22 protein-coding genes are annotated in these 24,280 nt (G+C 72.9%); 13 read left to right on the forward strand and 9 right to left on the reverse strand.

Features of this window, described 5'->3' with window-relative positions; all coding sequences use genetic code 11:
* The first annotated feature begins 23 nt into the window (after positions 1-23).
* A complete protein-coding gene (locus OG974_RS15570) occupies positions 24-1,757 on the forward strand; it encodes an ABC transporter ATP-binding protein (protein ID WP_327283315.1) in 1,734 nt (577 codons plus the stop codon).
* A complete protein-coding gene (locus OG974_RS15575) occupies positions 1,754-3,676 on the forward strand; it encodes an ABC transporter ATP-binding protein (protein ID WP_327283316.1) in 1,923 nt (640 codons plus the stop codon). The genes OG974_RS15570 and OG974_RS15575 overlap by 4 nt, the downstream gene beginning before the upstream one ends.
* 50 nt (positions 3,677-3,726) lie before the next feature.
* Here the strand turns inward: OG974_RS15575 and OG974_RS15580 are convergent, their stop codons facing one another.
* From OG974_RS15580 to OG974_RS15595, 4 genes are all read right to left on the reverse strand, one after another.
* Positions 3,727-4,872 carry an RNA polymerase sigma factor gene (locus OG974_RS15580; protein ID WP_327283317.1) on the reverse strand — a complete coding sequence of 382 codons (1,146 nt, stop codon included), beginning with the start codon at positions 4,870-4,872 and terminating at the stop codon, positions 3,727-3,729.
* Positions 4,873-5,076: 204 nt separating this feature from the next.
* Positions 5,077-7,158, reverse strand: coding sequence for a molybdopterin oxidoreductase family protein (locus tag OG974_RS15585; protein ID WP_371643465.1), 2,082 nt, complete (start codon positions 7,156-7,158; stop codon positions 5,077-5,079).
* A 46-nt stretch (positions 7,159-7,204) separates the two neighbouring features.
* Positions 7,205-7,357, reverse strand: a complete 153-nt coding sequence (locus tag OG974_RS15590; protein WP_371643467.1) for a hypothetical protein — start codon at positions 7,355-7,357, stop codon at positions 7,205-7,207.
* A gap of 395 nt (positions 7,358-7,752) precedes the next feature.
* Positions 7,753-8,430 (reverse strand): ElyC/SanA/YdcF family protein, encoded by a 678-nt coding sequence (locus OG974_RS15595; protein WP_327283320.1) that lies wholly within the window; start codon positions 8,428-8,430, stop codon positions 7,753-7,755.
* 330 nt (positions 8,431-8,760) lie between these two features.
* Here OG974_RS15595 and OG974_RS15600 point away from each other — a divergent pair, with 330 nt between their 5' ends.
* From OG974_RS15600 to dnaG, 4 genes are all read left to right on the forward strand, one after another.
* Positions 8,761-9,540: a sirohydrochlorin chelatase gene (locus tag OG974_RS15600; RefSeq protein WP_327283321.1), complete on the forward strand. Its 780-nt coding sequence runs from the start codon at positions 8,761-8,763 to the stop codon at positions 9,538-9,540.
* A 64-nt stretch (positions 9,541-9,604) separates the two neighbouring features.
* Positions 9,605-10,945 (forward strand): deoxyguanosinetriphosphate triphosphohydrolase, encoded by a 1,341-nt coding sequence (locus tag OG974_RS15605; protein ID WP_327283322.1) that lies wholly within the window; start codon positions 9,605-9,607, stop codon positions 10,943-10,945.
* Positions 10,946-11,038: 93 nt separating this feature from the next.
* Positions 11,039-12,313: an FAD-dependent oxidoreductase gene (locus OG974_RS15610; protein WP_328762683.1), complete on the forward strand. Its 1,275-nt coding sequence runs from the start codon at positions 11,039-11,041 to the stop codon at positions 12,311-12,313.
* 34 nt (positions 12,314-12,347) lie between these two features.
* Positions 12,348-14,273, forward strand: coding sequence for a DNA primase (gene dnaG, locus OG974_RS15615; RefSeq protein WP_371643469.1), 1,926 nt, complete (start codon positions 12,348-12,350; stop codon positions 14,271-14,273).
* A gap of 49 nt (positions 14,274-14,322) precedes the next feature.
* Here the strand turns inward: dnaG and OG974_RS15620 are convergent, their stop codons facing one another.
* Both OG974_RS15620 and cutA read right to left on the reverse strand, forming a co-directional pair.
* Entirely contained in the window at positions 14,323-14,748 is a 426-nt protein-coding gene (locus OG974_RS15620) for a gamma-glutamylcyclotransferase family protein (protein WP_327283325.1), read from the reverse strand.
* On the reverse strand, positions 14,745-15,062 hold the full coding sequence (gene cutA, locus OG974_RS15625; protein WP_327285639.1) for a divalent-cation tolerance protein CutA: 318 nt from the start codon (positions 15,060-15,062) through the stop codon (positions 14,745-14,747). Before cutA ends, OG974_RS15620 begins: the two co-directional genes overlap by 4 nt.
* 238 nt (positions 15,063-15,300) lie before the next feature.
* Between cutA and OG974_RS15630 the strand changes: the two genes are divergently transcribed.
* The 4 genes from OG974_RS15630 to OG974_RS15645 all read left to right on the forward strand — a co-directional run bounded on the left by OG974_RS15630 (position 15,301) and on the right by OG974_RS15645 (position 17,359).
* The gene (locus OG974_RS15630) at positions 15,301-15,594 is read left to right on the forward strand and encodes a hypothetical protein (protein ID WP_327283326.1); all 294 of its coding nucleotides are present in this window, start codon (positions 15,301-15,303) and stop codon (positions 15,592-15,594) included.
* Positions 15,591-15,743, forward strand: coding sequence for a hypothetical protein (locus OG974_RS15635; RefSeq protein WP_327283327.1), 153 nt, complete (start codon positions 15,591-15,593; stop codon positions 15,741-15,743). The genes OG974_RS15630 and OG974_RS15635 overlap by 4 nt, the downstream gene beginning before the upstream one ends.
* 249 nt (positions 15,744-15,992) lie before the next feature.
* A complete protein-coding gene (locus OG974_RS15640; RefSeq protein WP_327283328.1) occupies positions 15,993-16,535 on the forward strand; it encodes a hypothetical protein in 543 nt (180 codons plus the stop codon).
* A 203-nt stretch (positions 16,536-16,738) separates the two neighbouring features.
* Positions 16,739-17,359 (forward strand): class F sortase, encoded by a 621-nt coding sequence (locus OG974_RS15645; RefSeq protein WP_327283329.1) that lies wholly within the window; start codon positions 16,739-16,741, stop codon positions 17,357-17,359.
* A 51-nt stretch (positions 17,360-17,410) separates the two neighbouring features.
* On the opposite strand, the gene OG974_RS15650 is transcribed toward OG974_RS15645, so the two are convergent.
* The 3 genes from OG974_RS15650 to OG974_RS15660 are packed head-to-tail and all read right to left on the reverse strand — an operon-like array spanning position 17,411 to position 19,882.
* Positions 17,411-18,187 carry a TSUP family transporter gene (locus OG974_RS15650; protein ID WP_327283330.1) on the reverse strand — a complete coding sequence of 259 codons (777 nt, stop codon included), beginning with the start codon at positions 18,185-18,187 and terminating at the stop codon, positions 17,411-17,413.
* 37 nt (positions 18,188-18,224) lie between these two features.
* On the reverse strand, positions 18,225-18,554 hold the full coding sequence (locus tag OG974_RS15655; protein ID WP_327283331.1) for a hypothetical protein: 330 nt from the start codon (positions 18,552-18,554) through the stop codon (positions 18,225-18,227).
* Between the two features lie 32 nt (positions 18,555-18,586).
* A complete protein-coding gene (locus OG974_RS15660) occupies positions 18,587-19,882 on the reverse strand; it encodes a ferredoxin reductase family protein (RefSeq protein WP_327283332.1) in 1,296 nt (431 codons plus the stop codon).
* 168 nt (positions 19,883-20,050) lie between these two features.
* Between OG974_RS15660 and OG974_RS15665 the strand changes: the two genes are divergently transcribed.
* Genes OG974_RS15665 through nirD form a run of 3 tightly spaced genes read left to right on the forward strand, consistent with a single transcriptional unit; the run spans position 20,051 to position 24,275 of the window.
* A complete protein-coding gene (locus OG974_RS15665; RefSeq protein ID WP_327283333.1) occupies positions 20,051-21,385 on the forward strand; it encodes an FAD-dependent oxidoreductase in 1,335 nt (444 codons plus the stop codon).
* A gap of 2 nt (positions 21,386-21,387) precedes the next feature.
* Positions 21,388-23,934, forward strand: coding sequence for a nitrite reductase large subunit NirB (gene nirB / locus OG974_RS15670; protein ID WP_327283334.1), 2,547 nt, complete (start codon positions 21,388-21,390; stop codon positions 23,932-23,934).
* Positions 23,931-24,275 (forward strand): nitrite reductase small subunit NirD, encoded by a 345-nt coding sequence (gene nirD, locus OG974_RS15675; RefSeq protein WP_327283335.1) that lies wholly within the window; start codon positions 23,931-23,933, stop codon positions 24,273-24,275. Before nirB ends, nirD begins: the two co-directional genes overlap by 4 nt.
* The last annotated feature ends 5 nt before the right edge of the window (positions 24,276-24,280 follow it).

Consider the following 24,280-nt stretch of genomic DNA (forward strand, 5'->3'; position numbering starts at 1 on the left):
ATCTTGCTGACCGGAGCCTGCGCGTGCTCATACGACTTCTGCGGACCCATCTGAGTCCGTACCGGAAACCGATCGCCCTACTGGTCCTGCTGCAACTGCTGCAGACCAGCGCAAGCCTCTACCTCCCCACGCTGAACGCGGACATCATCGACAACGGTGTCGTCAGCGGAGACACGGGCTACATCCTGCGCTCCGGCGCACTGATGCTCGGCGTCTCCCTCGTCCAGTTGGGGTGCAACTGCGGCGCCGTCTACTTCGGCGCCCGTACCGCGGCCGCCGTCGGCCGCGACGTCCGCGCGTCCGTCTTCGACCGGGTGCAGAGCTTCTCCGCCCGCGAGCTCGGCCAGTTCGGCGCGCCGTCACTGATCACCCGTACGACGAACGACGTGCAGCAGATCCAGATGCTGGTGCTGATGACCTTCACCCTGATGGTCTCGGCGCCGATCATGTGCATCGGCGGCATCGCCATGGCGCTCTCGCTCGACGTGAAGCTGTCGGGCATCCTGCTGGCCGTGGTCCCCATCCTCGGCCTGTCGGTCGGCGCGATCGTCTTCCGGACCCGGCCGCTGTTCCGGAAGATGCAGGTCCGCCTGGACACCGTGAACCGGGTGCTGCGCGAGCAGATCACCGGCAACCGCGTGATCCGCGCCTTCATCCGCGACGAGTACGAGAAGGATCGGTTCCGCGAGGCCAACGCCGACCTGACCGGGGTCTCCCTCGCGGCCGGCCGGCTGCTCGCGCTGATGTTCCCGACGGTGATCGTGGTCGTGAACATCTCCAGCGTCGCCGTCATCTGGTTCGGCGCGATGCGCATCGACAGCGGCGAGATGGAGATCGGCCAGCTGACGGCCTTCCTCGCCTACCTGCTGCAGATCGTCATGTCCGTGATGATGGCCACCTTCATGTTCATGATGGTTCCGCGCGCCGAGGTCTGTGCCGAGCGCGTCCAGGAGGTCCTCGACACCGAGTCCAGCGTCGTCCCGCCCGTCGAGCCGGTGCGCGAGCTCGTGCGGCGCGGCCAGCTGGAGCTGCGCGCCGCCGACTTCCGCTACCCGGGCGCCGAGGTCCCGGTGCTGCGCGGGGTGGACCTGGTGGCCCGTCCCGGCGAGACCACCGCGGTCATCGGCTCCACCGGCAGCGGGAAGTCCACGCTGCTGGGCCTGGTCCCGCGGCTGTTCGACGCGACCGGCGGCGATGTGCTGGTCGACGGAGAGGACGTACGCCGTCTCGATCCGGAACTGCTGGCCAGGACGGTCGGCATGGTCCCGCAGAAGCCGTACCTCTTCTCCGGAACCGTCGCCTCCAACCTGCGGTACGGACGCCCCGACGCCACCGACGAAGAGCTGTGGCACGCGCTGGACGTGGCGCAGGCCAAGGACTTCGTGTCCGAGCTGGAGGGCGGTCTGAACGCGGCGATCACCCAGGGCGGAACGAACGTCTCCGGCGGCCAGCGCCAGCGCCTGGCCATCGCGCGCACGCTGGTGCAGCGCCCGGAGATCTACCTGTTCGACGACTCCTTCTCGGCCCTGGACTACGCGACGGACGCGGCGCTGCGCGCGGCGCTCACGCGCGAGACGGAGGAGGCGACGGTCGTCATCGTCGCCCAGCGGGTGTCCACGATCCGCGACGCCGACCGGATCATCGTGCTGGACGAGGGCCAGGTCGTGGGCGAGGGACGCCACCACGAGCTGATGGCCGACAACGAGACCTACCGGGAGATCGTGCTCTCCCAGCTGACGGAGGCGGAGGCCGCATGAGCGGGCCCGGAGGACGGATGATGATGGGGCCGGCCGAGCGGTCCCTGGATTTCAAGGGCTCGGGCAAACGGCTGCTGAGCCAGATCGCGCACGACCGGGTCAAGCTGTGGGGCATGGTCGCCGCCGCCGTCGGCAGCGTCGCCTGTTCGGTCGTCGGCCCGAAGATCCTGGGCCAGGCCACCGACCTGGTGTTCGCGGGGATCGTCGGCCGTCAGATGCCGGCCGGGATCACCAAGCAGCAGTCGCTGGACGGGCTGCGCGCCAAGGGCCAGGGCGGGATGGCGGACATGCTGTCCGGCACCGACTTCACCCCCGGCGAGGGCATCGACTTCGGTGCCGTCGGCGTCGTGGCGATCTGGGCGCTGGTGGTGTTCACCCTCGCCGGCCTGTTGATGCTGGTCGCGACGCGGCTGTCGAACCACATCATGAACGGCACCGTGTACCGGATGCGCGAGGAGCTCCAGGCCAAGCTGTCGCGGCTGCCGCTGTCGTACTTCGACCGGCACAAGCGCGGCGAAGTGCTCAGCCGGGCCACCAACGACATCGACAACATCGGGCAGACGCTCCAGCAGACGATGGGCCAACTGCTCAACTCGCTGCTGACGATCGTCGGCGTGCTGGCGATGATGTTCTGGATCTCCCCGCTGCTGGCGCTGGTCGCGCTGGTGACGATCCCGGTGTCGGTCTTCGTCGCGGCGAAGATCGGCAAGAAGTCGCAGCCGCAGTTCGTGGCGCAGTGGAAGTCGACGGGCGCGCTCAACGCGCACATCGAGGAGATGTACTCGGGCCACACGCTGGTCAAGGTCTTCGGCCGTCAGAAGGAGTCCGCGGCCATCTTCGCCGAGCACAACGAGGCGCTGTACCGGGCCTCGTTCAAGGCGCAGCTGGTCAGCGGGATCATGCAGCCGGTGATGTTCTTCATCTCGAACATCAACTACGTGCTGGTGGCGGTCGTCGGCGGTCTGCGGGTGGCCTCGGGCAACCTGTCGATCGGTGACGTGCAGGCCTTCATCCAGTACTCGCGCCAGTTCTCGATGCCGCTGACGCAGGTCGCGTCGATGGCGAACCTCGTACAGTCCGGTGTCGCCTCGGCGGAGCGGGTGTACGAGCTGCTCGACGCGCAGGAGCAGGAGCCGGACGCGGAGGTCCCGGAGCGGCCGGAGCAGGTCCGCGGCCAGGTCACGCTCGACAAGGTGGCCTTCCGCTACGAGCCGGACAAGCCGCTCATCGAGAACCTGTCGCTGACCGTCGAGCCCGGCCACACGGTCGCGATCGTCGGCCCGACCGGCGCGGGCAAGACCACCCTCGTCAACCTGCTGATGCGGTTCTACGAGGTCACGGGCGGCGAGATCGCCCTCGACGGGGTGGACATCGCCAAGATGACCCGCGAGGAACTGCGCGGCAGCATCGGCATGGTGCTCCAGGACACCTGGCTGTTCGGCGGGACCATCGCAGAGAACATCGCCTACGGTGCGGCCCGCGAGGTCACCCGCGCCGAGATCGAGGAGGCGGCGCGGGCCGCCCACGCGGACCGGTTCGTCCGCACCCTGCCCGACGGCTACGACACCGTGCTGGACGACGAGGGCGCGGGCGTCAGCGCGGGCGAGAAGCAGCTGATCACCATTGCCCGGGCGTTCCTGTCGGACCCGGTGATCCTGGTGCTCGACGAGGCAACGAGCTCGGTGGACACCCGTACCGAGGTGCTGATCCAGAAGGCGATGGCGCGCCTCGCGCACGGCCGTACGTCCTTCGTGATCGCGCACCGACTGTCCACGATCCGCGATGCGGACGTGATCCTGGTGATGGAGAACGGCTCGATCGTGGAGCAGGGCACCCACGAGGAGCTGCTGGAGGCGGAGGGCGCGTACGCGCGGCTGTACGCGGCGCAGTTCGCGCAGGCGGTGGCCGAGGTCGACTAGCGTCGGCCGATGCCGTGCCAGGGGTGCCCTCTCGCCGGGGGCACCCCTTCTCAGTCCAGGTAGCCGCGGAGCTGGTCGGCGAAGGCGTGGTCACGCAGCTTGTTGAGCGTCTTGGACTCGATCTGGCGGATCCGCTCGCGCGTAACGCCGAAGATCCGCCCGATCTCCTCCAGCGTGCGGGGCCTGCCGTCGGCCAGGCCGTAGCGCAGCTGGACGACCTTGCGCTCGCGCTCGCCGAGGGTCGACAGGACGGCTTCCAGGTGTTCGCGGAGCAGGAAGAACGCGGCGGACTCCATGGGCGAGGCGGCGTCCCCGTCCTCGATCAGGTCGCCGAGGGCGACGTCGTCCTCCTCACCGACGGGCGCGTGGAGCGAGACCGGCTCCTGGGCGAGGCGCAGCACCTCCAGGACGCGCTCGGGCGTCAGCTCCAGATGAACGGCGACCTCTTCGGCGGTGGGTTCGTACCCGCGTTCCTGGAGCATGCGGCGCTGGACGCGCACGACGCGGTTGATCAGCTCGACGACATGGACGGGCACGCGGATGGTGCGGGCCTGGTCGGCGAGGGCCCGCGACATGGCCTGCCGGATCCACCAGGTGGCGTAGGTGGAGAACTTGTACCCGCGGGCGTAGTCGAACTTCTCAACGGCCCGGATGAGCCCGAGGTTCCCCTCCTGCACGAGGTCGAGCATGGTCAGCCCGCGGCCCACGTAGCGCTTGGCGACGGAGACGACGAGCCGCAGGTTGGACTCGATGAGGCGCCTCTTGGCCATCCGCCCCATGACGACGAGCTTGTCGAGGTCGAGGGCGAGCCGCAGATCGAGGTCGGGACTGCCGCCCAGCTTCTCCTCGGCGAACAGGCCGGCTTCGACGCGGCGCGCGAGCTCGACCTCCTCGGCGGCGGAGAGCAGCGGGATCCTGCCTATCTCGCGCAGGTACTGCCGGAACAGGTCGGCGGAAGGGCCCGCTCCGCCGCTGTCCGCGCGCCGGCGCGGCTCGGGCGCCGGCTCGATCAGCTCCAGCACCTCGGGCTCTTCGGGCTCGTCGTCCACGGCGTCGACCTCGGGCTCTTCACCCGCAGTGGCCTCGGCGTCGTGCACGGGCGGGCTCACGTTGACGGTCAGGATCTGGGTCTGCACGGGGGCGACCTCCAGGGCTCCGAGGACGGGGGCACCGCACCTCAGTGTGGAGTACGACACATCACTGCCACGAGGGGCGTGCGTGCACTTTCTGAGTCCGGTGCGTGACCGGATGGTTACCCCCCGCCGGGAATCCCGATGCGGATCGGACGCATGTCCGAGAGGATCGGCGCAATGTCCGCCTACGGCACCCGCGTGCCCCCGCGCCGGCCGGGCCCGGTGGCCGACGCACCCCCAAGTCCGGCCCGTGACCGGACCGTTGGGTCACACCGGCTCGACGCGGACCGCGCAGACCTTGAATTCGGGCATGCGGGAGGTGGGGTCCAGGGCCGGGTTGGTCAGGGAGTTGGCGCGGCCTTCGCCCGGCCAGTGGAACGGCATGAAGACCGTGTCCGCGCGGATGGCGTCCGTGATGCGGGCCGGGGCCACGGCGCGGCCGCGGCGGGAGACGACCGCGAGCGGGGCGCCCTCGACCGCGCCGATACGGGACGCGAGGCGCGGGTGGAGCTCCACGAAGGGACCGGGGGCCGCCTCGTTCAGCTCGTCCACGCGGCGGGTCTGGGCCCCCGACTGGTACTGGGCGACCACGCGGCCGGTGGTGAGCAGGACCGGGTACTCGGCGTCCGGCATCTCGGCCGCGTCGCGGTGGGAGACGGGGACGAAGCGCGCCCGGCCGTCGTCGGTGGCGAAGCGGTCGAGGAACAGGCGCGGGGTGCCGGGGTGGGACTCCTGCGGGCAGGGCCAAAAGACGCCCTGTTCGGCTTCGATGCGGGCGTAGGAGATGCCCGAGTAGTCCGCCGGGCCGCCGGCCGAGGCACGGCGAAGCTCCTCGAAGACCTCCTCGGGGGCGGTGGGGAAGCCCTTCTCGATGCCCAGGCGGGCGGCCAGGCCGTGCAGGACCTCCAGGTCGGTGCGCACCCCCGGCGGCGGGGTCAGGGCGCGACGGCGCAGCAGGACGCGGCCCTCCAGGTTGGTGGTGGTGCCGGTCTCCTCCGCCCACTGGGTGACGGGCAGGACCACGTCCGCGAGGGCCGCCGTCTCGGAGAGGACCACGTCCGCCACCGCCAGGAACTCCAAGGAGCGGATGCGGTCCTCGATGCGGGCGGCATCGGGGGCCGAGACCACCGGGTTGGAACCCATGAGGAGGAGGCCCTTCACGTCCGTGCCGAGGGCGTCGAGGAGTTCGTACGCACTGCGCCCGGGGGCGGGCAGGCTGTCGGGGTCGACGCCCCAGACCTCGGCGACGTGCGCCCGCGCGGCCGGGTCGGTCAGCTTGCGGTAGCCGGGGAGTTGGTCGGCCTTCTGGCCGTGCTCGCGGCCGCCCTGACCGTTGCCCTGGCCGGTGAGGCAGCCGTACCCGGAGAGCGGGCGGCCGGCGCGGCCGGTGGCCAGGCACAGGTTGATCCACGCGCCGACGGTGTCGGTGCCCTTGGACTGCTGCTCGGGTCCGCGGGCGGTCAGGACCATCGCGGAGGACGGTGCGCAGAACAGGGCGACCGCCTCGCGGAGTTTGGGGACGGGCACGCCGGTGATCCGCTCGACCAGCTCCGGCCAGTGCGCCATCGCTGCGGCGCGGGCCTCCTCCCAGCCGGTGGTGCGGTCGGCGATGAACTCCTCGTCGGTGCGGCCTTCGGCGACGATCAGGTGCAGCAGGCCCAGCGCGAGGGCGAGATCGGTCCCGGGGCGGGGGGCGAGGTGCAGGTCGGCCTGCTCGGCGGTCCGGGTCCGGCGCGGGTCGATGACGATCAGCGTGCCGCCGTTCGCCTTGAGCTCGGTCAGGTAGCGCAGGGCGGGCGGCATGGTCTCGGCGAGGTTCGAGCCGACGAGGATGACGCAGCCGGTCCGCGGGACGTCCTCCAGCGGGAAGGGGAGTCCGCGGTCCAGGCCGAAGGCCCGCTGGTGGGCGGCGGCGGCCGAGGACATGCAGAAGCGGCCGTTGTAGTCGATCTGCGAGGTCCGCAGGGCGACGCGGGCGAACTTGCCGAGCGCGTAGGCCTTCTCGTTGGTGAGCCCGCCGCCCCCGAACACCCCGACCGCGTCGGGCCCGTGCGTGCGGCCCGTCCGGGCGAGGCCCTCGGCGACGGCGCCGAGGGCCTCCTCCCAGGTGGCCGGCTCCAGTGCTCCTGTGGCGTGGGTGCGGACGAGCGGCCCGGTCAGGCGCACCCGGGAGGAGAGCACGGCGGGGGCGGTGCGCCCCTTGCCGCACAGCGCACCCCGGTTCACGGGGAAAGCGGCCCGCTCCTCCACCACGACCGTCGCGCCACCCGGTTCAGGACGGAGGAACATCCCGCACTGCAGCGCGCAGTACGGGCAGTGCGTGGCGGTGGCGGAGTCCGGGGTGTGCATACGGCCCAGCCTGCGCCGGTGGTGTTACGCGGGCCGCCGCCCCCGGTTACGCCTCCTGTACGAGCACCTCAGCACGCCTGCCGGAGCCCGGTGAGGGCAGGCGGAACTCGGGCCGGTACGGGACCTCCGCGCACACGATGCGGTCCCGGACGACTACGACGTCGAGGACGAGGTACCCGCCGTCGACCGGCAGCGACACACAACGCTAGCCGGGCCCGCACGCAGTTCCCCGCGGCTGCGAGGCTGCCCGAATGCTCTGGCCGGGACCGGGCTGGGCCACGGGGCTGGGGGCTGGGGCTGGGCCGGACCAGCAGCCGGCCCCACTTGGACGCCCGGTACCCGGCGGTGAGGGCCAAGCCGGTGAGCCCGACGGCGGGGCCGTCTGCGCGCCCTCCTCCTCCAGCACGTCGGTGATCAGGACGCTGCCGCCGCCCTGCACGACGGCCCGGGCGGTCGCCGCGCCCAGCCCACGGGCTCCCCCCGTGATGACGACGGCCTTGCCGCCCAGATCCACAACAGCCACGGTTCCCCACCCCTGCCACCGAGGCGGACACACTGCCATATGACTAATCGGCATAGGCGGCCGACGGCGCGTCAGTCTGCCAGAGTGCCCAGGGCCCGCGACACCCCCTGCTCCTTCGGCCCCATGAACCGCGGCTGCGGCTTGAAGGCCGCGTCCAGCGCCGCCTTGCCGGCCGCGAAGACCTCGCGCGTGCCGCCGTAATACCAGGTCGCGTCGTGCTCGTCGTCGACCCCGACTCCGTACGCGTCCACGCCCGCGACGCCGCACAGCGCCACGGCCCGGCGTATGTGGAAGCCCTGGCTGATCAGCACCGCCCGCTTCACCCCGAAGATCTCCTTGGCGCGGACGCAGGAGTCCCACGTGTCGAAGCCGGCGTAGTCGCTGACGATGCGGTCGGCCGGAACCCCGTGCGCCGTCAGGTACGTCCGCATCGCGTCGGGCTCGTCGTACTCGGTGCGGCTGTTGTCCCCGGTGACGAGCACGACCTTGGCCTTGCCCGTGCGGTACAGCTCGGCGGCGGCGTCGAGCCGTCTGGCCAGGTACGGGGTCGGCCTCCCGTTCCACAGACCCGCCCCGAACACCACCGCCACCTCGGCGGCCGGCGCATCGGCCGTGGTCCGCAACCGGTCCGCGGCCGCCGCATGCGTCCACGCCGAGGGCAGCAGCGCCAGCACGCACCCGGCCACCACCGCCTGGACGGTCCGCCGCCGCCCCGCCACCGTCCTCATCCAGCCCGGCATCAGTTTCATGGTCGATCCCCCCGCTTGCCCACACGCCGTTCGCACACATTGACGATCTACGCCCGACGTCCAGTTCCCCGCCCCCCGCCTTTCACCCGTACGAATGAGCGGGTGAGGTGCTGGTAAACACCCGTCACCCCCGCGCAACGCACCCGCAATCTCCGGGCCGCAGGATCGGTTCATGACGGAGCTGGTGCACCCTCCCGAGTCCCTGTCCCTCCCCTTTCCCCCCGCCACCGCCACGGAGCTGCTGACCCGGATCACCACCCAACTCGGCACGCAGCTCAGCGGACTGCGCCCGTGGCGCGCGGCGGGGGGCCGGTCCGACGGAGTCCCCGCATGCAGCCCACCCTCGTCGCCGTCGCGCACGGCAGCCGCGATCCCCGCGCCCTCCCCGCCGTCCTGGCCCTCCTCGACCGGGTCCGTGAGCTCCGCCCCCGCCTCGACGTCGAGCTCGGACACGTCGAGCTGAACCGCCCGCTGCTCGGCGACACCCTCCGGCACACCAGCGGCGCTGCCGTGCTCGTCCCGCTGCTCCTCGGCCGCGGCCACCACGTCAAGCGGGACCTCCCCGCGGCCGCCGCTCGCGCCGCCCATCTGGAGACCCGCGTCGCCGCCCCGCTCGGCCCCCATCCGTTGCTGGTGGAGGCCCTGTACGAGCGCCTCCTGGAGGCCGGCTGGACCCCGAGCGCCGACCCCGGCGGCCCCGGCAACCGCGGCACCGGCTGCGACCGGGGACCCGCCGTCGTACTCGCCGCGGCCGGCTCCCGCGACCCCGACTCGGCGGCAGACACCCGCCGCACCGCCGCCCTGCTCTCCGAACGCCTCGGCGGCGCGCCGGTCGTACCGGCCTACGCCTCCGCCGCCGCCCCCACCGTTCCCGACGCCGTCCGCGCCCTCACGGCCCGCGGCCACCACCGGGTCGCCGTGGCCTCGTACTTCACCGCGCCCGGGCGCTTCGCCGCGCAGAGCGCCGCCGCAGCGCCCGGACCGGCGGCCGCCCCGCTCGGCGACCACCCTGCCCTGGCCCGCCTCGTACTCCGGCGCTATGACGAGGCCCTGGCCCGGCAGCAGACGCCCCTCACCTCTCCGACCCCGCTGAAACTGGCCACCGCATAAGACCGCGTTGGTTCGGATTGCTCAGATTGGTCGTCTTGTCGGTGTTTCCGGTTACCGTCTGAGCATGGAAGGCATGGAAGGCACCGGCAGCGCACCCGTCCGTCACCTCGTCCCGAACGCCCCGTACGACGCGTCCGACACCGAGCGCTGGGCCACCGAGCCCGACAAACGGCCCGGCCGGACCGCCTTCCAGCGCGACCGGGCCCGCGTGCTGCACTCCGCCGCGCTGCGCCGACTCGCCGGGAAGACCCAGGTGGTCACCCCCGGCAGCCGCTCCTACGACTGGGACGCCAGCCCCCGCACCCGCCTGACGCACTCTCTGGAGTGCGCCCAGGTTGGCCGTGAGCTCGGCGCGGCCCTCGGCTGCGATCCCGACCTCGTCGAAGCCGCCTGCCTCTCCCACGACATGGGCCACCCGCCGTTCGGGCACAACGGCGAGGAGGCGCTGAACGAGTTCGCCAAGGACTGCGGCGGCTTCGAGGGCAACGCCCAGTCGCTGCGCCTGCTGACCCGCCTGGAGCCGAAGCGGTTCGTGCCCGACCCGGCCACCGGCGAGCTGGTCAGCGTCGGCCTCAACCTCACCCGGGCCTGCCTGGACGCCGCCACCAAGTACCCCTGGGCCCGCGGCGGCCACCCCACCGACCCCGACTCGGTCAAGTTCGGCGCGTACGAAGACGACCTGCCGGTCTTCGAGTGGCTGCGGCGCGGCGCTCCCGCGGACCGCAAGTGCTTCGAGGCCCAGGTGATGGACTGGTCGGACGATGTCGCGTACTCCGTCCACGACTTCGAGGACGGCTTGCACGCCGGGCACCTCGATCCCAACCTCCTCTTCGCCGAGCCCGAGCGCGCCTCCATCTGGCAGGTCGCGATCGGCCGGTACGTGCCGGCCGACACCGAGCCGGAGGAGCTGCGGGAGGCCCTCGACCGGCTGATGGAGCAGGACTGGTGGCCGCACGGGTACGACGGGTCGGCCGTCGCCCAGGCCCGCCTCAAGGACGCCACCAGCCAGCTGATCGGCCGGTTCTGCCTGGCCGCCGAGGGCGCCACCCGCGAGGCGTACGGCTCCGGCCGGCTGACCCGGTACGCGGCCGAGCTCGTCGTCCCGCGCGAGGCGCGCAACGAGTGCGCGGTCCTGAAGGCGGTGGCCGACCTGTACGTGATGCAGCGCGACGAGCAGGAGCGGCTGCGCGCCGACCAGCGCATCGTCCTGGCCGAACTCGCCGAGGCGCTCAGCGCCCGTGCGCCCGAGGGACTGGACCCGCAGTTCCGGGCCATCTTCGATGCCGCGCCCGACGACAGGGGCCGCAAACGCGCCGTCATCGACCAGATCGCGGCGCTCACGGACGCCTCCGCGCGCTCCCTGCACGCCCGGCTCACACGGCGCGCGCGCCGGTCCGAAGGGTGAGCCGATCGGGCCACTCCCCCTTCACGCGGCAGGCTCGGTGCGGGACGCTCGCATGTGCTCGCATGTGGCGGAGAGGTTATGAGGAGGCATCAGGTGGTCGACGCACACCGGACGTTCGTCATCGTCGGCGCAGGGCTCGCCGGGGCCAAGGCGGCTGAGACGCTGAGGTCCGAGGGGTTCACGGGGCGGGTGATCCTGGTCGGCGACGAGCGCGACCACCCCTACGAACGGCCCCCGCTGTCCAAGGGCTACCTCCAGGGAAAGGAGGAGCGGGACAGCGTCTTCGTCCACGAGCCGTCCTGGTACGCCAAGGCCGACATCGAGCTGCACCTCGGCCAGCCCGCCGTCCAGCTGGACCGGGATGCCCGGAAGGTGGTCCTCGGCGACGGCACGGCGCTGCACTACGACAAGCTGCTGCTGGCCACCGGGGCGGAGCCGCGTCGCCTCGACATCCCGGGGACGGGCTTGGCCGGGGTGCACCACCTGCGCCGGCTCGCCCACGCCGAGCGGCTCAAGGGCGTACTGGCCACCCTCGGCCGGGACAACGGCCACCTGCTGATCGCGGGCGCCGGGTGGATCGGCCTGGAGGTCGCCGCCGCGGCCCGCGGGTACGGGGCCGAGGTCACCGTGGTCGAACCGCTGGCAACCCCGCTGCACGCGGTGCTCGGGCCGGAGGTCGGCCGGCTGTTCGGGGACCTGCACGCCGAGCACGGGGTCCGCTTCCACTTCGGTTCGCGGCTCACCGAGATCATCGGGCAGGACGGCATGGTGCTGGCGGCCCGGACCGACGACGGCGAGGAGCACCCGGCGCACGCCGTGCTCTCGGCGATCGGGGCGGCGCCGCGGACGGCGCTCGCCGAGACCTCCGGGCTGGCCCTGGTCGACCGGCAGCACGGCGGCGGCATCGCCGTGGACGCCTCGCTGCGCACCAGCGATCCGAACGTGTTCGCGGTCGGCGACGTGGCCGCCGCGCACCACCCGCTGCTCGGGACCCGGCTGCGGGTCGAGCACTGGGCGAACGCGCTCAACGGCGGCCCGGCCGCGGCGCGGGCGATGCTGGGGCAGGAGGTGTCGTACGACCGGGTGCCGTACTTCTTCTCCGACCAGTACGACGTGGGCCTGGAGTACTCGGGGTACGCCCCGGCGGGCGGCTACGACCAGGTACTGATCCGCGGGGACGTGGCCAAGCGGGAGTTCATCGCGTTCTGGCTGGCGGACGGGCGGGTGCTGGCCGGGATGAACGTGAATGTGTGGGACGTCACCGAGCACATCCAGGCCCTGATCCGGTCGAAAGCGCCGGTCAACCGCGAGGCGCTGGCGGACCCGTCGGTTCCGCTTGGCTCCCTCCTGCCGGCCGAGGGGGCCTGACGGGTTTGCCGGCACCCGGCCGTAGACTTCACGGGTGGCAGGACGGATCAACGACGACGACGTGAAGGCGGTACGGGACGCGGTCCCGATCGATGCCGTGGTCTCCGACTACCTCCAGTTGCGCAACGCGGGCGGCGGCAACCTCAAGGGCCTGTGCCCCTTCCACGACGAGAAGTCCCCGTCCTTCCAGGTCAGCCCCAGCAAGGGTCTCTACCACTGCTTCGGCTGCCAGGCGGGCGGGGACACCCTCGACTTCATCATGAAGATCGACCACCTGTCGTTCTCGGAGGCGGTCGAGCGCCTCGCGGGCCAGGCGGGCATCACCCTCCGGTACGAGGAGGGCGGGTACACCGCGGGCACCAGCGGCCGCGGCGAGCGCATCCGGCTCGTCGAGGCGCACAAGGCGGCCGCCCAGTTCTACGTCGACCAGCTGGGCAGCCCCGAGGCCGAGATCGGCCGCAGGTTCCTCGCGGAGCGCGGCTTCGACCAGGCCGCGGCCGAGCATTTCGGCGTCGGTTACAGCCCTGCCGGCTGGGACCACCTGACCCGCTTCCTGCGCGGCAAGGGCTTCAGCGACAAGGAGCTGATCACCTCCGGCCTGGCCCAGGACAGCCGCAGCGGCAAGCCCATCGACCGCTTCCGCGGCCGTCTGATGTGGCCGATCCGCGATATCAGCGGCGAGGTGGTCGGCTTCGGCGCGCGCAAGCTGCGCGACGACGACAACGGGCCGAAGTACCTGAACACGCCCGAGACGGCGATCTACAAGAAGTCCCAGGTGCTGTACGGCATCGACCTGGCGAAGAAGGAGATCGCGAAGACCTCGCGGGCCGTGGTGGTCGAGGGCTACACGGACGTGATGGCCTGCCACATGGCGGGGGTCACGACCGCGATCGCGACCTGCGGCACCGCCTTCGCCGGCGACCACATCAAGATCCTGCGCCGCCTGCTGATGGACAACGCGACCGCCGAGGTGATCTTCACCTTCGACGGTGACGCGGCCGGCCAGAAGGCCGCGCTGCGCGCCTTCGAGGACGACCAGAAGTTCGCCGCCGAAACCTCCATCACCATCGCCCCCGGCGGCATGGACCCGTGCGACCTGCGCCTGGCGCAGGGGGACGCGGCGGTGGTCGGGCTGGTGGACGCCCGGACCCCGCTGTTCGAGTTCGCGCTGCGCCACATCGTCGCCCGGCACAACCTGGAGAACCCGGCGGGCCGGGCGGCCGCGCTGGACGAGGCCGCCCCGGTCGTCGCCAACATCAAGAACATCGCGATCCAGCACGAGTCGGCGGTCCAGCTCGCGGGGATGCTCGGCATCCGGGACGAGCAGTTCGTGGTCAAGCGGGTCGCGCAGCTGGCGCGCTGGGCGCGGGAGCGGGGCAACCAGCCGGGCGGGCAGCAACAGGGCCGCGGCCGCCAGGTGTCCTCGTCCTCGTCTTCCTACGAGGCGGCAGCCGCGCCCTCCGCCGCGGCCGCGGGCGGACCGGCGCTGAACCTGCGCAGCCCGGCGCACCGCACCGAGCGCGAGCTGCTCAAGCTGGCGCTCCAGCGGCCGGCCCTGGTCTCGCCGGCCTTCGACGCGTACGGGGTGGACGAGTTCACCGCCCCGCCGTACGCGGCGGTCCGCGAGGCCATCCAGGCCGCGGGCGGCGCCTCCCTGGGCACCGACGACTACCTGGCCCGGGTCCGCGACGCCGCGCCGAACGACACGGTCCGCGCGCTCGTCACCGAGCTCGCGGTCGAGGCCATCCACGCCAAGACGGTGGACGAGGTCTACGCGGGCGTGCAGCTGGTCCAGGTCCGGCTGCGCGCGGTCGACCGGCGGGTCCACGAGATCCAGGGAACGATGTCGCGCCTGGGCCCGCAGGCCCCGCCGGAGCAGCTGGCGGCGGTCCAGGAGGAGCTCTGGGTCCTCCAGCAGTACGGCCAGCGCCTGCGCAACCGCGGGGCCGAGGGCCTGTAGGGCCGGCCCGTACGGCTTGCAGGGCCCGTGGCGCGCTCGGCCCTGGGCGTCAGACCCTGCGGGCGAACCAGTCGCCGCCCGGTATCTCGGTGCCGGACTCGCGCAGCCGGCGAGCCAGCAGCGGTGCCGCCAGGTAGACCCAGGCGGCGGTCCGGCTGCCGTCCGGGCGGACCGCGTCGAGGCGGACCCGGTCGTAGATGTTCAGCGGCCGGCCCGGTCCGTGGTACTCCTCCAGCCGGTCCAGTTCGGCCAGCAGCCCCCCGTACGCGCCGGGCGCCGCAGTGACCAGCTCGCCGACGATCTGCGATCCCGGGTGCTGGACGGCGTACGGATATCCGGGACCGTCGTACAGGAGCGCGTCCGGGAGCCGGGCGGGCTCCTCGGCGGCCGTGCGGCCCCGCAGGAACAGGGCGTGGTTGACCTCTCCCGGACGCAGGGTCCCGTACACGAAGAAGGGGAGCTCGGCGGTGCTCATCGGGCCGTCACCTCCGCCGCGACCCACGCCGGGTAGTCCGCGCTGCCCCGCACCACCGGGGTGGCGATGATCTCCGGCGTGTCGTACGGGCGCCCCTCGGTCAGCCGGGCCTCCAGGGCCGGGTAGGCAGCCGTGGTGGTGGTCTTGAACAGCACCTGCCACTCCTCGGAGGTCTCCAGCGCGTCCTCCCAGCGGTAGACGGAGGTCACCGGCCCGGAGATCTGCGCGCAAGCGGCCAGCCGCGCCTCCACCGCACCGCGGGCGAGCGCCGAGGCCGCCTGCGCCGAGTCGACGGTGGTCAGCACGGTGAGCACCGCGAGCTCTGCCGACTGCGGCTGCGGCCGCGGCGGTCGTGGCGGTTCTGGCCGATCGGATGGTGTCACGGAGCCCTCCCTCGGTTGTGCCGGACGGCGCGCGGCCCGGGACTTTGGTCCCGAATCCGCCCGCGTTCCTCCACGGTACGGACCGCTGTCACACAACCTCCCGGCGCCCGTGACCGTCGCCCTCTACCGTCGGTTCCCCCTCCCCCGATCCCCTTGGCCTCCCTTTCCCATGACGCGACCCCTGGCGCGACCTTTGACGCGGCCGGCCCGCCCCCGCACCACCGCCGCCCTCCTGTGCGCCTGCCCTCTGCCGCTCGCCGCCGGCGGCTGCTCCGCGCCCGGAGGGCTCGCCGTCGGTGAGCCCGTGCCGCCGGTGTCGGCCCGGCCGCAGCCCGAGTCGCTCTGGCCGCCGTGGACCGACCGCTCCGCCGCGGCGTCCGGCAAGCCGGTCGGCACCCGGGAGCCCCCGCCACAGCCGCTGAAGAACGCGCCGGAGGTGGCTCAGCCGGACTGGCCGCGGTGAACGTACGGGACGTCGTACGAGCCGACGAGCAGATGAAGCCGTTCGCGGCGAAGGGCTGGATCGACGCACCGGGCAAGGTCGGGATCCGCCCGCCGCTGTACCGCGACCTCACGGGCGACGCCAGGCGCAGCTGGTCGGGGCGCGGGTGACCCTGGCCAACCCGGCCCCGGCGGGCACGGCGGCGACGGTGGTGCTCCCCGGCCTGATTACGGCCCGGCCCGGGCTCCGTCCCGCGTCCGCCCTCACCCGGACGGGGTGGCCCGCTCGAACGGCCGCATGCAGGGCCATGACCTGCGACAACGGCAGCCGCGCGCACCGAACTGACGGCACATCAGCAGGCGGGCCGCGGGCAGGCCGGGTTACCTCGGGAACACGACCCCGTGTCTCCAGGAGCCCCCATGCGTCGACGCACCGCCCATGTGCTCACCACCACCGCGCTGACCGCCGCCGCGCTCACCGGCCCGGTCACCGGGGCGGTCGCCGCCGCGGACTTCGGCACGACGGGCGTCGCCCCCGGCGACTTCGCGAAGCTGGAGGTATGGCCGAAAACCGCTGCCCCCGGGGCCGGCATCACCGTGAACACCACCGCCTGCGGAACGGGCGGCCATGCCGACGGAGATGCCACCACGGTCGGCGGCGGCCGCTTCAAGCTGGTGCCGGGAACCCACAAAGAGGTGGTCACCGGACAGTTCCAGATCGCCCGCGACACCCGCCCCGGCACCTATGCCGTGGGCGCGACCTGCGCCGACGGCAAGTTCGCCACCGGCGACCTGGTCGTCACCGAACGCGGCCCGAAGGGCCACGTCCGTACCGGGGTGGGTGGCGCAACGACCACCACCGTCGACCCCACCAAGATCACGGCGGGAGCGGTCTTGCTGGCCGCGGCCGCCGTCGGCGGTACCTGGCTCCTGCGTCGCCGGGCGAGCGGCACGCGGAGCTGACGGGCGCCCACCGCGGCTGCGGCCGCGGTCCGACCGGTACCGCCCCCCGTCGCCCGCCCCGCGAGGTCCCCCCGTTCGCGGGGCCGGGCGACGGCCTGTCACACAACCGGCAAGCGGACACGCGAGCACGCGGACACACGGACACACGGAGTACGTAGGCACCGGATACGCAGAGCACACCATCGCACCGCCAGGGGGCACGCATGGGCAAAGGCCAGGCCGGCCGCGGCGGGCTCGTCGCGCTCGCCGCCTGCGTCGGCATCTGGCTGATCGGCAGCGGATCGGGCCAGTCCGTCGGACCTCCGCTGCCCTCCCCCGCCGAGGCGCTGAACGGGCGGGTGCGCTACCCCGGCAGCATCGCCCCCCTCCCCGGATCCCCGCCGACCCGGATCCGGATCCCGTCCATCCGGGTGGACGCCCCGCTGACCGGGCTGGGCCTCGGGCCCGACGGCAGCATCGAGGTGCCGCCGCCCGCCCGCCGCGATCTGGCGGGCTGGTACCGCGACGGCACCACCCCCGGCGCCGTCGGTACGGCCGTCGTCGTCGGCCACGTCGACCACGCCACCGGCCCGGCGGTCTTCTACCACCTGGGCGCGCTGCACCGTGGGGCCGCGATCGAGGTGCCGCGCGAAGACGGACGCACGGCGGTGTTCACCGTCCACGCGGTCGAGGTCTACGAGGCCGACCACTTCCCCGACTCCCGCGTGTACGGGCCCTCGCCGCGCGCGGAGCTCCGGGTGATCACCTGCGGCGGGGGCTTCTCACCGCGCACCGGCTACCAGGGCAACGTGGTCGTCTTCGCCCATCTCACGGGAACGTACTAGCGGGGAGCCGAGAGCGGTTTCCGGTCGGCCCGGTCGGCCCGGTCCGCCCGGTCAGCCCCACTGCTCCAGACCGAGCTTGATCACCAGCGCGCCGACCACCGTCAGCAGGACGCCGCGGACGAACCCGCTGCCCTTCTTGAGCGCCATCCGGGCGCCGATCATGCCGCCGGCCAGGTTGAACACCGCCAACAGCGCGGCCAGCTGCCACAGCACCATGCCCTGGTACGCGAACATCGCGAGCGCCCCGGCGTTGGTGCAGCAGTTGACGATCTTGGCGGTCGCGGAGGCGGTGACCAGGTCGAGGTGGAGCAGTGCGGTGAGGGCGAGCACCAGGAAGGTGCCGGTCCCGGGCCCGATGAGCCCGTCGTAGAAGCCGATGCCGAGCCCGGCGAGCCCGATGGCGAGCAGCACCCGCTGCCGGCTGACGGGCGCGGTCGAGGGGGCGCTGCCGAAGCCCGGCTTGAAGATGACGACGCCCGCGACGACCACGAGCACGCCCATGATGAGCGGGCGCATGGCGTCCTTGCTGATCCCGCCGGCGAGCGCCGCGCCGCCCATGGAACCGGCGAGCGCGGCCAGGCCGATCCGGACGGCGAGCTTCACATCCACCGGCGCCTTGCGTAGGTACGTCACCGCCGCGCCCGCGGTGCCGACGATGGCCACGGCCTTGTTGGTGCCGAGCACGGTGGCCGGGTGGGCGCTGGGCAGCCCGAGGAGCAGGGCGGGCAGGAGCAGCAGTCCGCCGCCGCCCACCACCGCGTCGATCCAGCCGGCCGCGGCGGCGGCCACGCACAGAACGATGATCATGGTCGTTGATATGTCAGGCACGGACACGACCCTATGGAGCTGATGGGTGCAGGACCCATCAATCGCCGGAAACTTGCGCAAAGGTTGAGCTTTGTCGGGCCGGCGCCCGGTCCGGGGCCACGGGGGCGGCCGGATCCACCGTCGCCGTCAGAGCCGTCGCGGCCAGCACGCTGGCCAGACCGAGTCCGGCCGCGAGTCGGCGCGCGGGCGGTACGGCGGCCAGCGCGGCGGCGCCCACCCGCAGCGCGGAGACCCGGCGCGGCTTGCGGTGCCGGGCCGCGGAGCGGACGGAACCGGCGCGGACGGAACCGGCGCGGACGGCCGGGGCAGCGGCGGCGTTGGCCGGCCCGACCGGTACGGACAGGGGGACGTGCAGCGGATGGCGCATGGCGCGGCGACCTCTCGGAACTCGGGTCGGGGTCAGAAGCTGAAGCACTCGCAATGGATGCGCCCGGCCGGCACCCCGGCCCGCAGCAGCGCGCTCCGCGTCGCCTCGGCCATCCCCGGCGGCCCGCACAGGTACACGTCGTGCCCGGTCAGGTCCGGCACCAGCGCGAGCAGTGCCTGCGGGGCGAGCGGATCGTAGGCGGCATCGGAGGACCCGAGCAGGTAGTGCAGCCCGGCCTGCCGTTCGGCGGCGATGGCCTCCAGCTCGGACCGCAGCACCAGGTGCTCCTCGGCCCCGGCCCGGTAGAGGAGGGTGAGGTCCCCCGGGCCGCCGGGCAGCGTCTCGAACAGCGCCCGCATCGGCGTGATGCCGACCCCGCCCGCGATCAGCAGCACCTTGGGCCGGGTCCGCCGGGCGGCGGTCAGCGCCCCGAACGGCCCGGTGGCGATGACCCTGGTGCCGGGGCGGAGCCGACGGATCCGGCGGGAGTGCCCACCGAGCGCCTTCACGGTGATCCGCAGGGCGTGCCCGCGGACCGGCGCGGACAGCGAGAACGGCAGGGCGGTGTGCCACAGCCGGCGCTGGAGGAACCGCCAGCGCAGGAACTGGCCCGGCTCCGCGCGCAGTTCCTCCAGGTGCTGCCCGTACACGACGACGGAGACCACCCCGGGCCCCTCGACCCGCACCTCGGCCACCCGCAGCGCATGCCGCAGGGCCTGCCGTACGGGGACCACGGCCCGGTACCAGACCAGCAGGACGGCGACGGTGGCGTGCGCGAGGGCCCAGAACCAGCCGGCGAGGGCGAGATCGGGCCCGGCGAGCTGGTGGCCGAAGGCCAAGGAGGCGGCGAGGTAGACGAAGAGGTGCACCCCGCGCCAGGTTTCGTGGCTGACCCGTCGGCGTACGGCCCGCGCGGAGGTCACCCCGACGACCGCCAGCAGCGCCGTTCCGGCGAAGGCGGCGGCCACGGCGGGATAGCCGAGCAGCCCGCGGACGGCGCAGACCACGTCGACGCCCTCGTGGACGGCGTATCCGCACAGGGCGAAGAGCGCGTGCCCGAAGCAGAGCAGCAACACGTGCCGACCGCCCAGCGCGTGCCAGCGGGCGATCCGGTCGGCGCCCACGCCGTGCTCCACCGCGGGCACGCGGGCCATCAGGAAGAGCAGGACCAGCACCCCGTACCCGGCGAGCAGACCGGTCAGGTGGGCGCCGGTCGCGAACAGCGCGTCGAGGCGGGCGGAGGGGCGCACCTGGGCCGCCCAGAGCAGCGCCACAGCCCCCGCCCCGCCGAGCATCCCGCCCTTGGCCCGCACCGCCGCATCTCGCATACGGATCACGCTAAGGCTGCTCAGAACGCCGCTGACCTGCCCGAACCGATCCTTAAGTCGGTCTTGAGGAACGCCTCACCGACCCTTAACCCGGGCGCTGAGGTGCGCGTTCCTCCCGGGTAACAGTGGCGATGCGGAGGGGAAACAGCGGACGCGCACGCTCGTGCCATGACCTCGAAGCAGCAGCGTGTGGTGGTGATCGGCGGTGGCCTCGCGGGCCTGCGGGTCGCTGCGCGGCTGGGCGCGGCCGCGGGTGCGGATGCCGGCGCCGGTGGTGCCGAAGTGACGGTCCTCGGCGAGGAGTCGCACGTTCCGTACAACCGCGTCCTGCTGGCGGAGGTCCTGGCGGGCCGGTACGCACCGGAGGTGACCGCTCTCCCGGACGCCGGGCCGGCGCTGCGGCGGGGCGTCCGTGCGGTCCGCATCGACCGCGCCGACCGCACGGTCCACTGCGACGACGGCAGCACCGAGCGGTACGACACGCTGGTCCTGGCCACCGGTTCCAACGCGGTCCTCCCGCCACTGCGCGGCCTGTTCGAACCGGAGGGCCGGGAACTGCCCGACGGGGTCCACGCGTTCCGCACGATGGACGACTGCCTGGCCCTGTCGGCCGCGGTGGGCGCACGGTCCGGCGTGCGCGCCGTTGTGATCGGCGGCGGCCTCCTCGGCGTCTCCGCGGCCCGCGCCCTGGCCGAGCGCGGCGCCCAGGTGGTCCTGGCCCAGCAGGGCGAGCGCCTGATGGAACGCCAGCTGGACGCGGACGCCTCGGCGCTGTTGCACGACCACCTGACCACCCTCGGCATCGAGATCCACACCCAGTGCCGGGTCCGCGGCCTGACGACGGCGCCGTCTGCGGGCGGCGCGGGAGGGCGGCGGGTCGGCGGGGTCGAGTTCGCCGACGGGTACCGGCTCGACGCGGACGTCGTCGTGCTCGCCTGCGGTGTGCGGCCCCGGACCGGGCTCGCGCTCGCCGCCGGGCTCCGCGTGGGCACCGGGATCCTCGTGGACGACCGGCTGCGCACCAGCGACCCGCACATCCACGCGGTCGGCGACTGCGCCGAGCACGCGGGCCGGGTGTACGGGCTCGCGGGCCCCGCCCTGGAGCAGGCCGATGCCCTCGCGGCACAACTGACCGGCGCGAGCGGCCCCGCCGGAGTGACCGAAGGAACCGAAGGAACCGGAGGAACTACCCCCGGATACACCGGAACCCGCGCCCTGACCCGCCTCACCCTCGCTGCCGCCACCGGATCCGATGCCACGGACACCGGCCCGCTCGATCTCGCCGCCTTCGGCGAGACCACCCCGCTTCCCGGGGACGACGTGGTCCGCCTCGCCGACGCCACCCGCCGGACCTACCGGAAGGTCGTCGTCCGCGGCGACCGCCTCGTCGGCGGGGTCCTCCTCGGCGAACTCTCCAGCGTGGGCGCCCTCGCCCGCAGCTGGGAGGACGCCGAGACCCTGACCGACCTGTTCCACCTGCTCACCGACGACGGAGGCTCCTGATCATGGCCGCACCCACGCCCACTCCCGCCATCGTGCTCATCGGCCACGGCATGGTCGGCCAGCGCTACCTTGAGGCACTCGCCGAGCGCGGGGCCACCTCCACGCACCGGATCACCGTGCTCTGCGAGGAACCCCGGCCGGCCTACGACCGCGTGCACCTCACCTCGTACTTCTCCGGCAGCACCGCCGAAGACCTCTCCCTCACCCCCGCCGGCTTCATGGAGCAGCACGGGATCGACCTGCACCTGGGCGACCCCGCCGAGACCATCGACCGCGGGGCCCGCACCGTCACCTCCCGCTCGGGACGGGTTTTCCCGTACGACGTGCTCGTCCTGGCGACCGGCAGCTACCCCTTCGTGCCGCCCGTCCCCGGCAAGGACGCCCCCGGCTGCTTCGTCTACCGCACCATCGAGGACCTGCTCGCGATCGAGGAGTACGCCAAGACCCGCACCAGTGGCGCGGTCGTCGGCGGCGGTCTCCTCGGGCTCGAAGCCGCCGGCGCCCTCCAGGGCCTCGGACTCGCCACCCGCATCGTGGAGTTCGCCCCGCGCCTGATGCCCGTCCAGGTCGACGAGGGCGGCGGCGCGGCCCTGCTGCGCACCATCGAGTCGATGGGGCTGACGGTCCACACCGGCGTCGGCACCCAGGAGGTCGTCACCGGAGAGGACGGCCACGTCAGCGGAATGCGCCTCTCCGACGGCTCCACCGTCGACACCGACCTCGTCGTCTTCTCCGCCGGGGTCCGCCCCCGCGACGACCTCGCCCGCGCCTCGGGCCTGACCGTCGGCGAGCGCGGCGGCATCGGCGTCGACGCCCGCTGCCGCACCTCGGACCCCCGCGTCTACGCCATCGGCGAGTGCGCGCTGGCCACCGACGGCCGGGTGTACGGACTGGTCGCCCCCGGCTACGAGATGGCCGAGACCGCCGCCGAGGACCTCCTGGGCCGCGACAAGGAGTTCACCGGAGCCGACCTCTCCACCAAGCTCAAGCTGCTCGGCGTGGACGTGGCCTCCTTCGGCGACGCCCACGGCGCGGCCCCCGGAAGCCTCGACGTCGTCTACTCGGACTCCCGCTCCGGCGTCTACAAGAAGCTGGTCGTCTCCCCCGAGGGGGTCTTGCTCGGCGGGGTCCTGGTCGGCGACGCCGACTCGTACGGCCTGCTGCGCCCGCTCACCGGCAGCGTCCCGCCCGTCAGCCCCGACCAGCTGGTGCTGCCCGCCGGCCTCGGTGCGCCGGTCGCGCTGGGCCCGTCGGCGCTGCCGGACTCCGCGGTGATCTGCTCCTGCCACAACGTCACCAAGAAGGCGATCACCGCCTGCGCGAGCCTCCCCGAGGTCAAGCAGTGCACCAAGGCGGGCACCGGCTGCGGCAGCTGCCTGAAGGTGATCGGCCAGCTGCTGCCCGCGGCCGCCGACAAGGGCCTGTGCGGCTGCTTCCCCTTCACCCGTGCCGAGCTCTACGAGATCGTCCGAACCCGCCGGCTCATCTCGTACGAGCAGCTCCTCGACGGCCACGGCCGGGACGCGGCCCGCGGCGGCGACGGCTGCGAGGTCTGCAAGCCGGCCGTCGGCTCGATCATCGCCTCGCTCGCCCCCACCCTCGGCGCGAGCGGCTACGTCCTCGACGGGGAGCAGGCCGCCCTCCAGGACACCAACGACCACTTCCTCGCGAACCTCCAGCGCAACGGCTCGTACTCGGTCGTCCCGCGCATCCCCGGCGGCGAGATCACCCCCGACAAGCTCATCGTGATCGGCGAGGTGGCCCGAGACTTCGGGCTCTACACGAAGATCACCGGCGGGCAGCGCATCGACCTCTTCGGTGCCAGCGTGGACCAGCTCCCCCGGATCTGGGCCCGGCTCGTCGACGCCGGGTTCGAGTCCGGCCACGCGTACGGGAAGGCACTGCGCACGGTGAAGTCCTGCGTGGGCCAGACCTGGTGCCGCTACGGCGTCCAGGACAGCGTGCGGATGGCCATCGACCTGGAGCTGCGCTACCGGGGACTGCGCGCCCCGCACAAGCTCAAGTCGGCGGTGTCCGGCTGCGCCCGCGAGTGCGCGGAGGCGCAGAGCAAGGACTTCGGCGTGATCGCGACGGCGAACGGCTGGAACCTGTACGTCGGCGGGAACGGCGGGGCCACCCCGCGCCACGCCGACCTGCTGGCCCAGGACCTGTCCGACGCCGAACTGGTGCGGCTCATCGACCGGTTCCTGATGTTCTACATCCGCACCGCGGACCGCCTGGAGCGCACCTCCACCTGGCTGGACCGGCTGGAGGGCGGCCTGGAGCACCTGCGGGACGTGGTCGTACACGACTCGCTGGGGCTGTGCGGCGAGCTGGAGTCGCTGATGGCCGACCACGTGGCGCACTACCGCGACGAATGGGCGGAGACGCTGGAGGACCCCGAGCGGCTGCGCCGGTTCGTGTCCTTCGTGAACGCCCCCGGCGCCCCGGACCCGACCGTGAAGTTCATCCCCGAACGCGACCAGGTCAAGCCCGACCTGACCATTCTCGACATCCGGCCGCTGGAGGCCGTGGGAGGCACCCGATGACCGTGGAACTGCAGGTGGCCGAAGGCTGGCTGACGGTGTGCGAACTGACCGACCTGACCCCCGGGCGGGGCGTCGCGGTCCTACTGCCCGACGGGAGGCAGGCCGCGGTGTTCATCGGCCGGTCCGGGGGGTTGTACGCCATCGACAACCGGGACCCGTTCACCGGTGCGGCGGTGCTCTCGCGAGGGCTGGTCGGCTGTGTGGACAACAAGCCCTTCGTGGCCTCGCCGCTGCTGAAGCAGCGCTTCGACCTCGCCTCGGGGCGCTGTCTGGACGACGAGGAGGCGGCGGTCCGGACCTATCCGGTGCGGACCGCCGTGACCTCGGCGGCGGTGGCGTAGCGCGC

This window comes from Streptomyces sp. NBC_00597 (assembly GCF_041431095.1).
Lineage (GTDB): Bacteria > Actinomycetota > Actinomycetes > Streptomycetales > Streptomycetaceae > Streptomyces.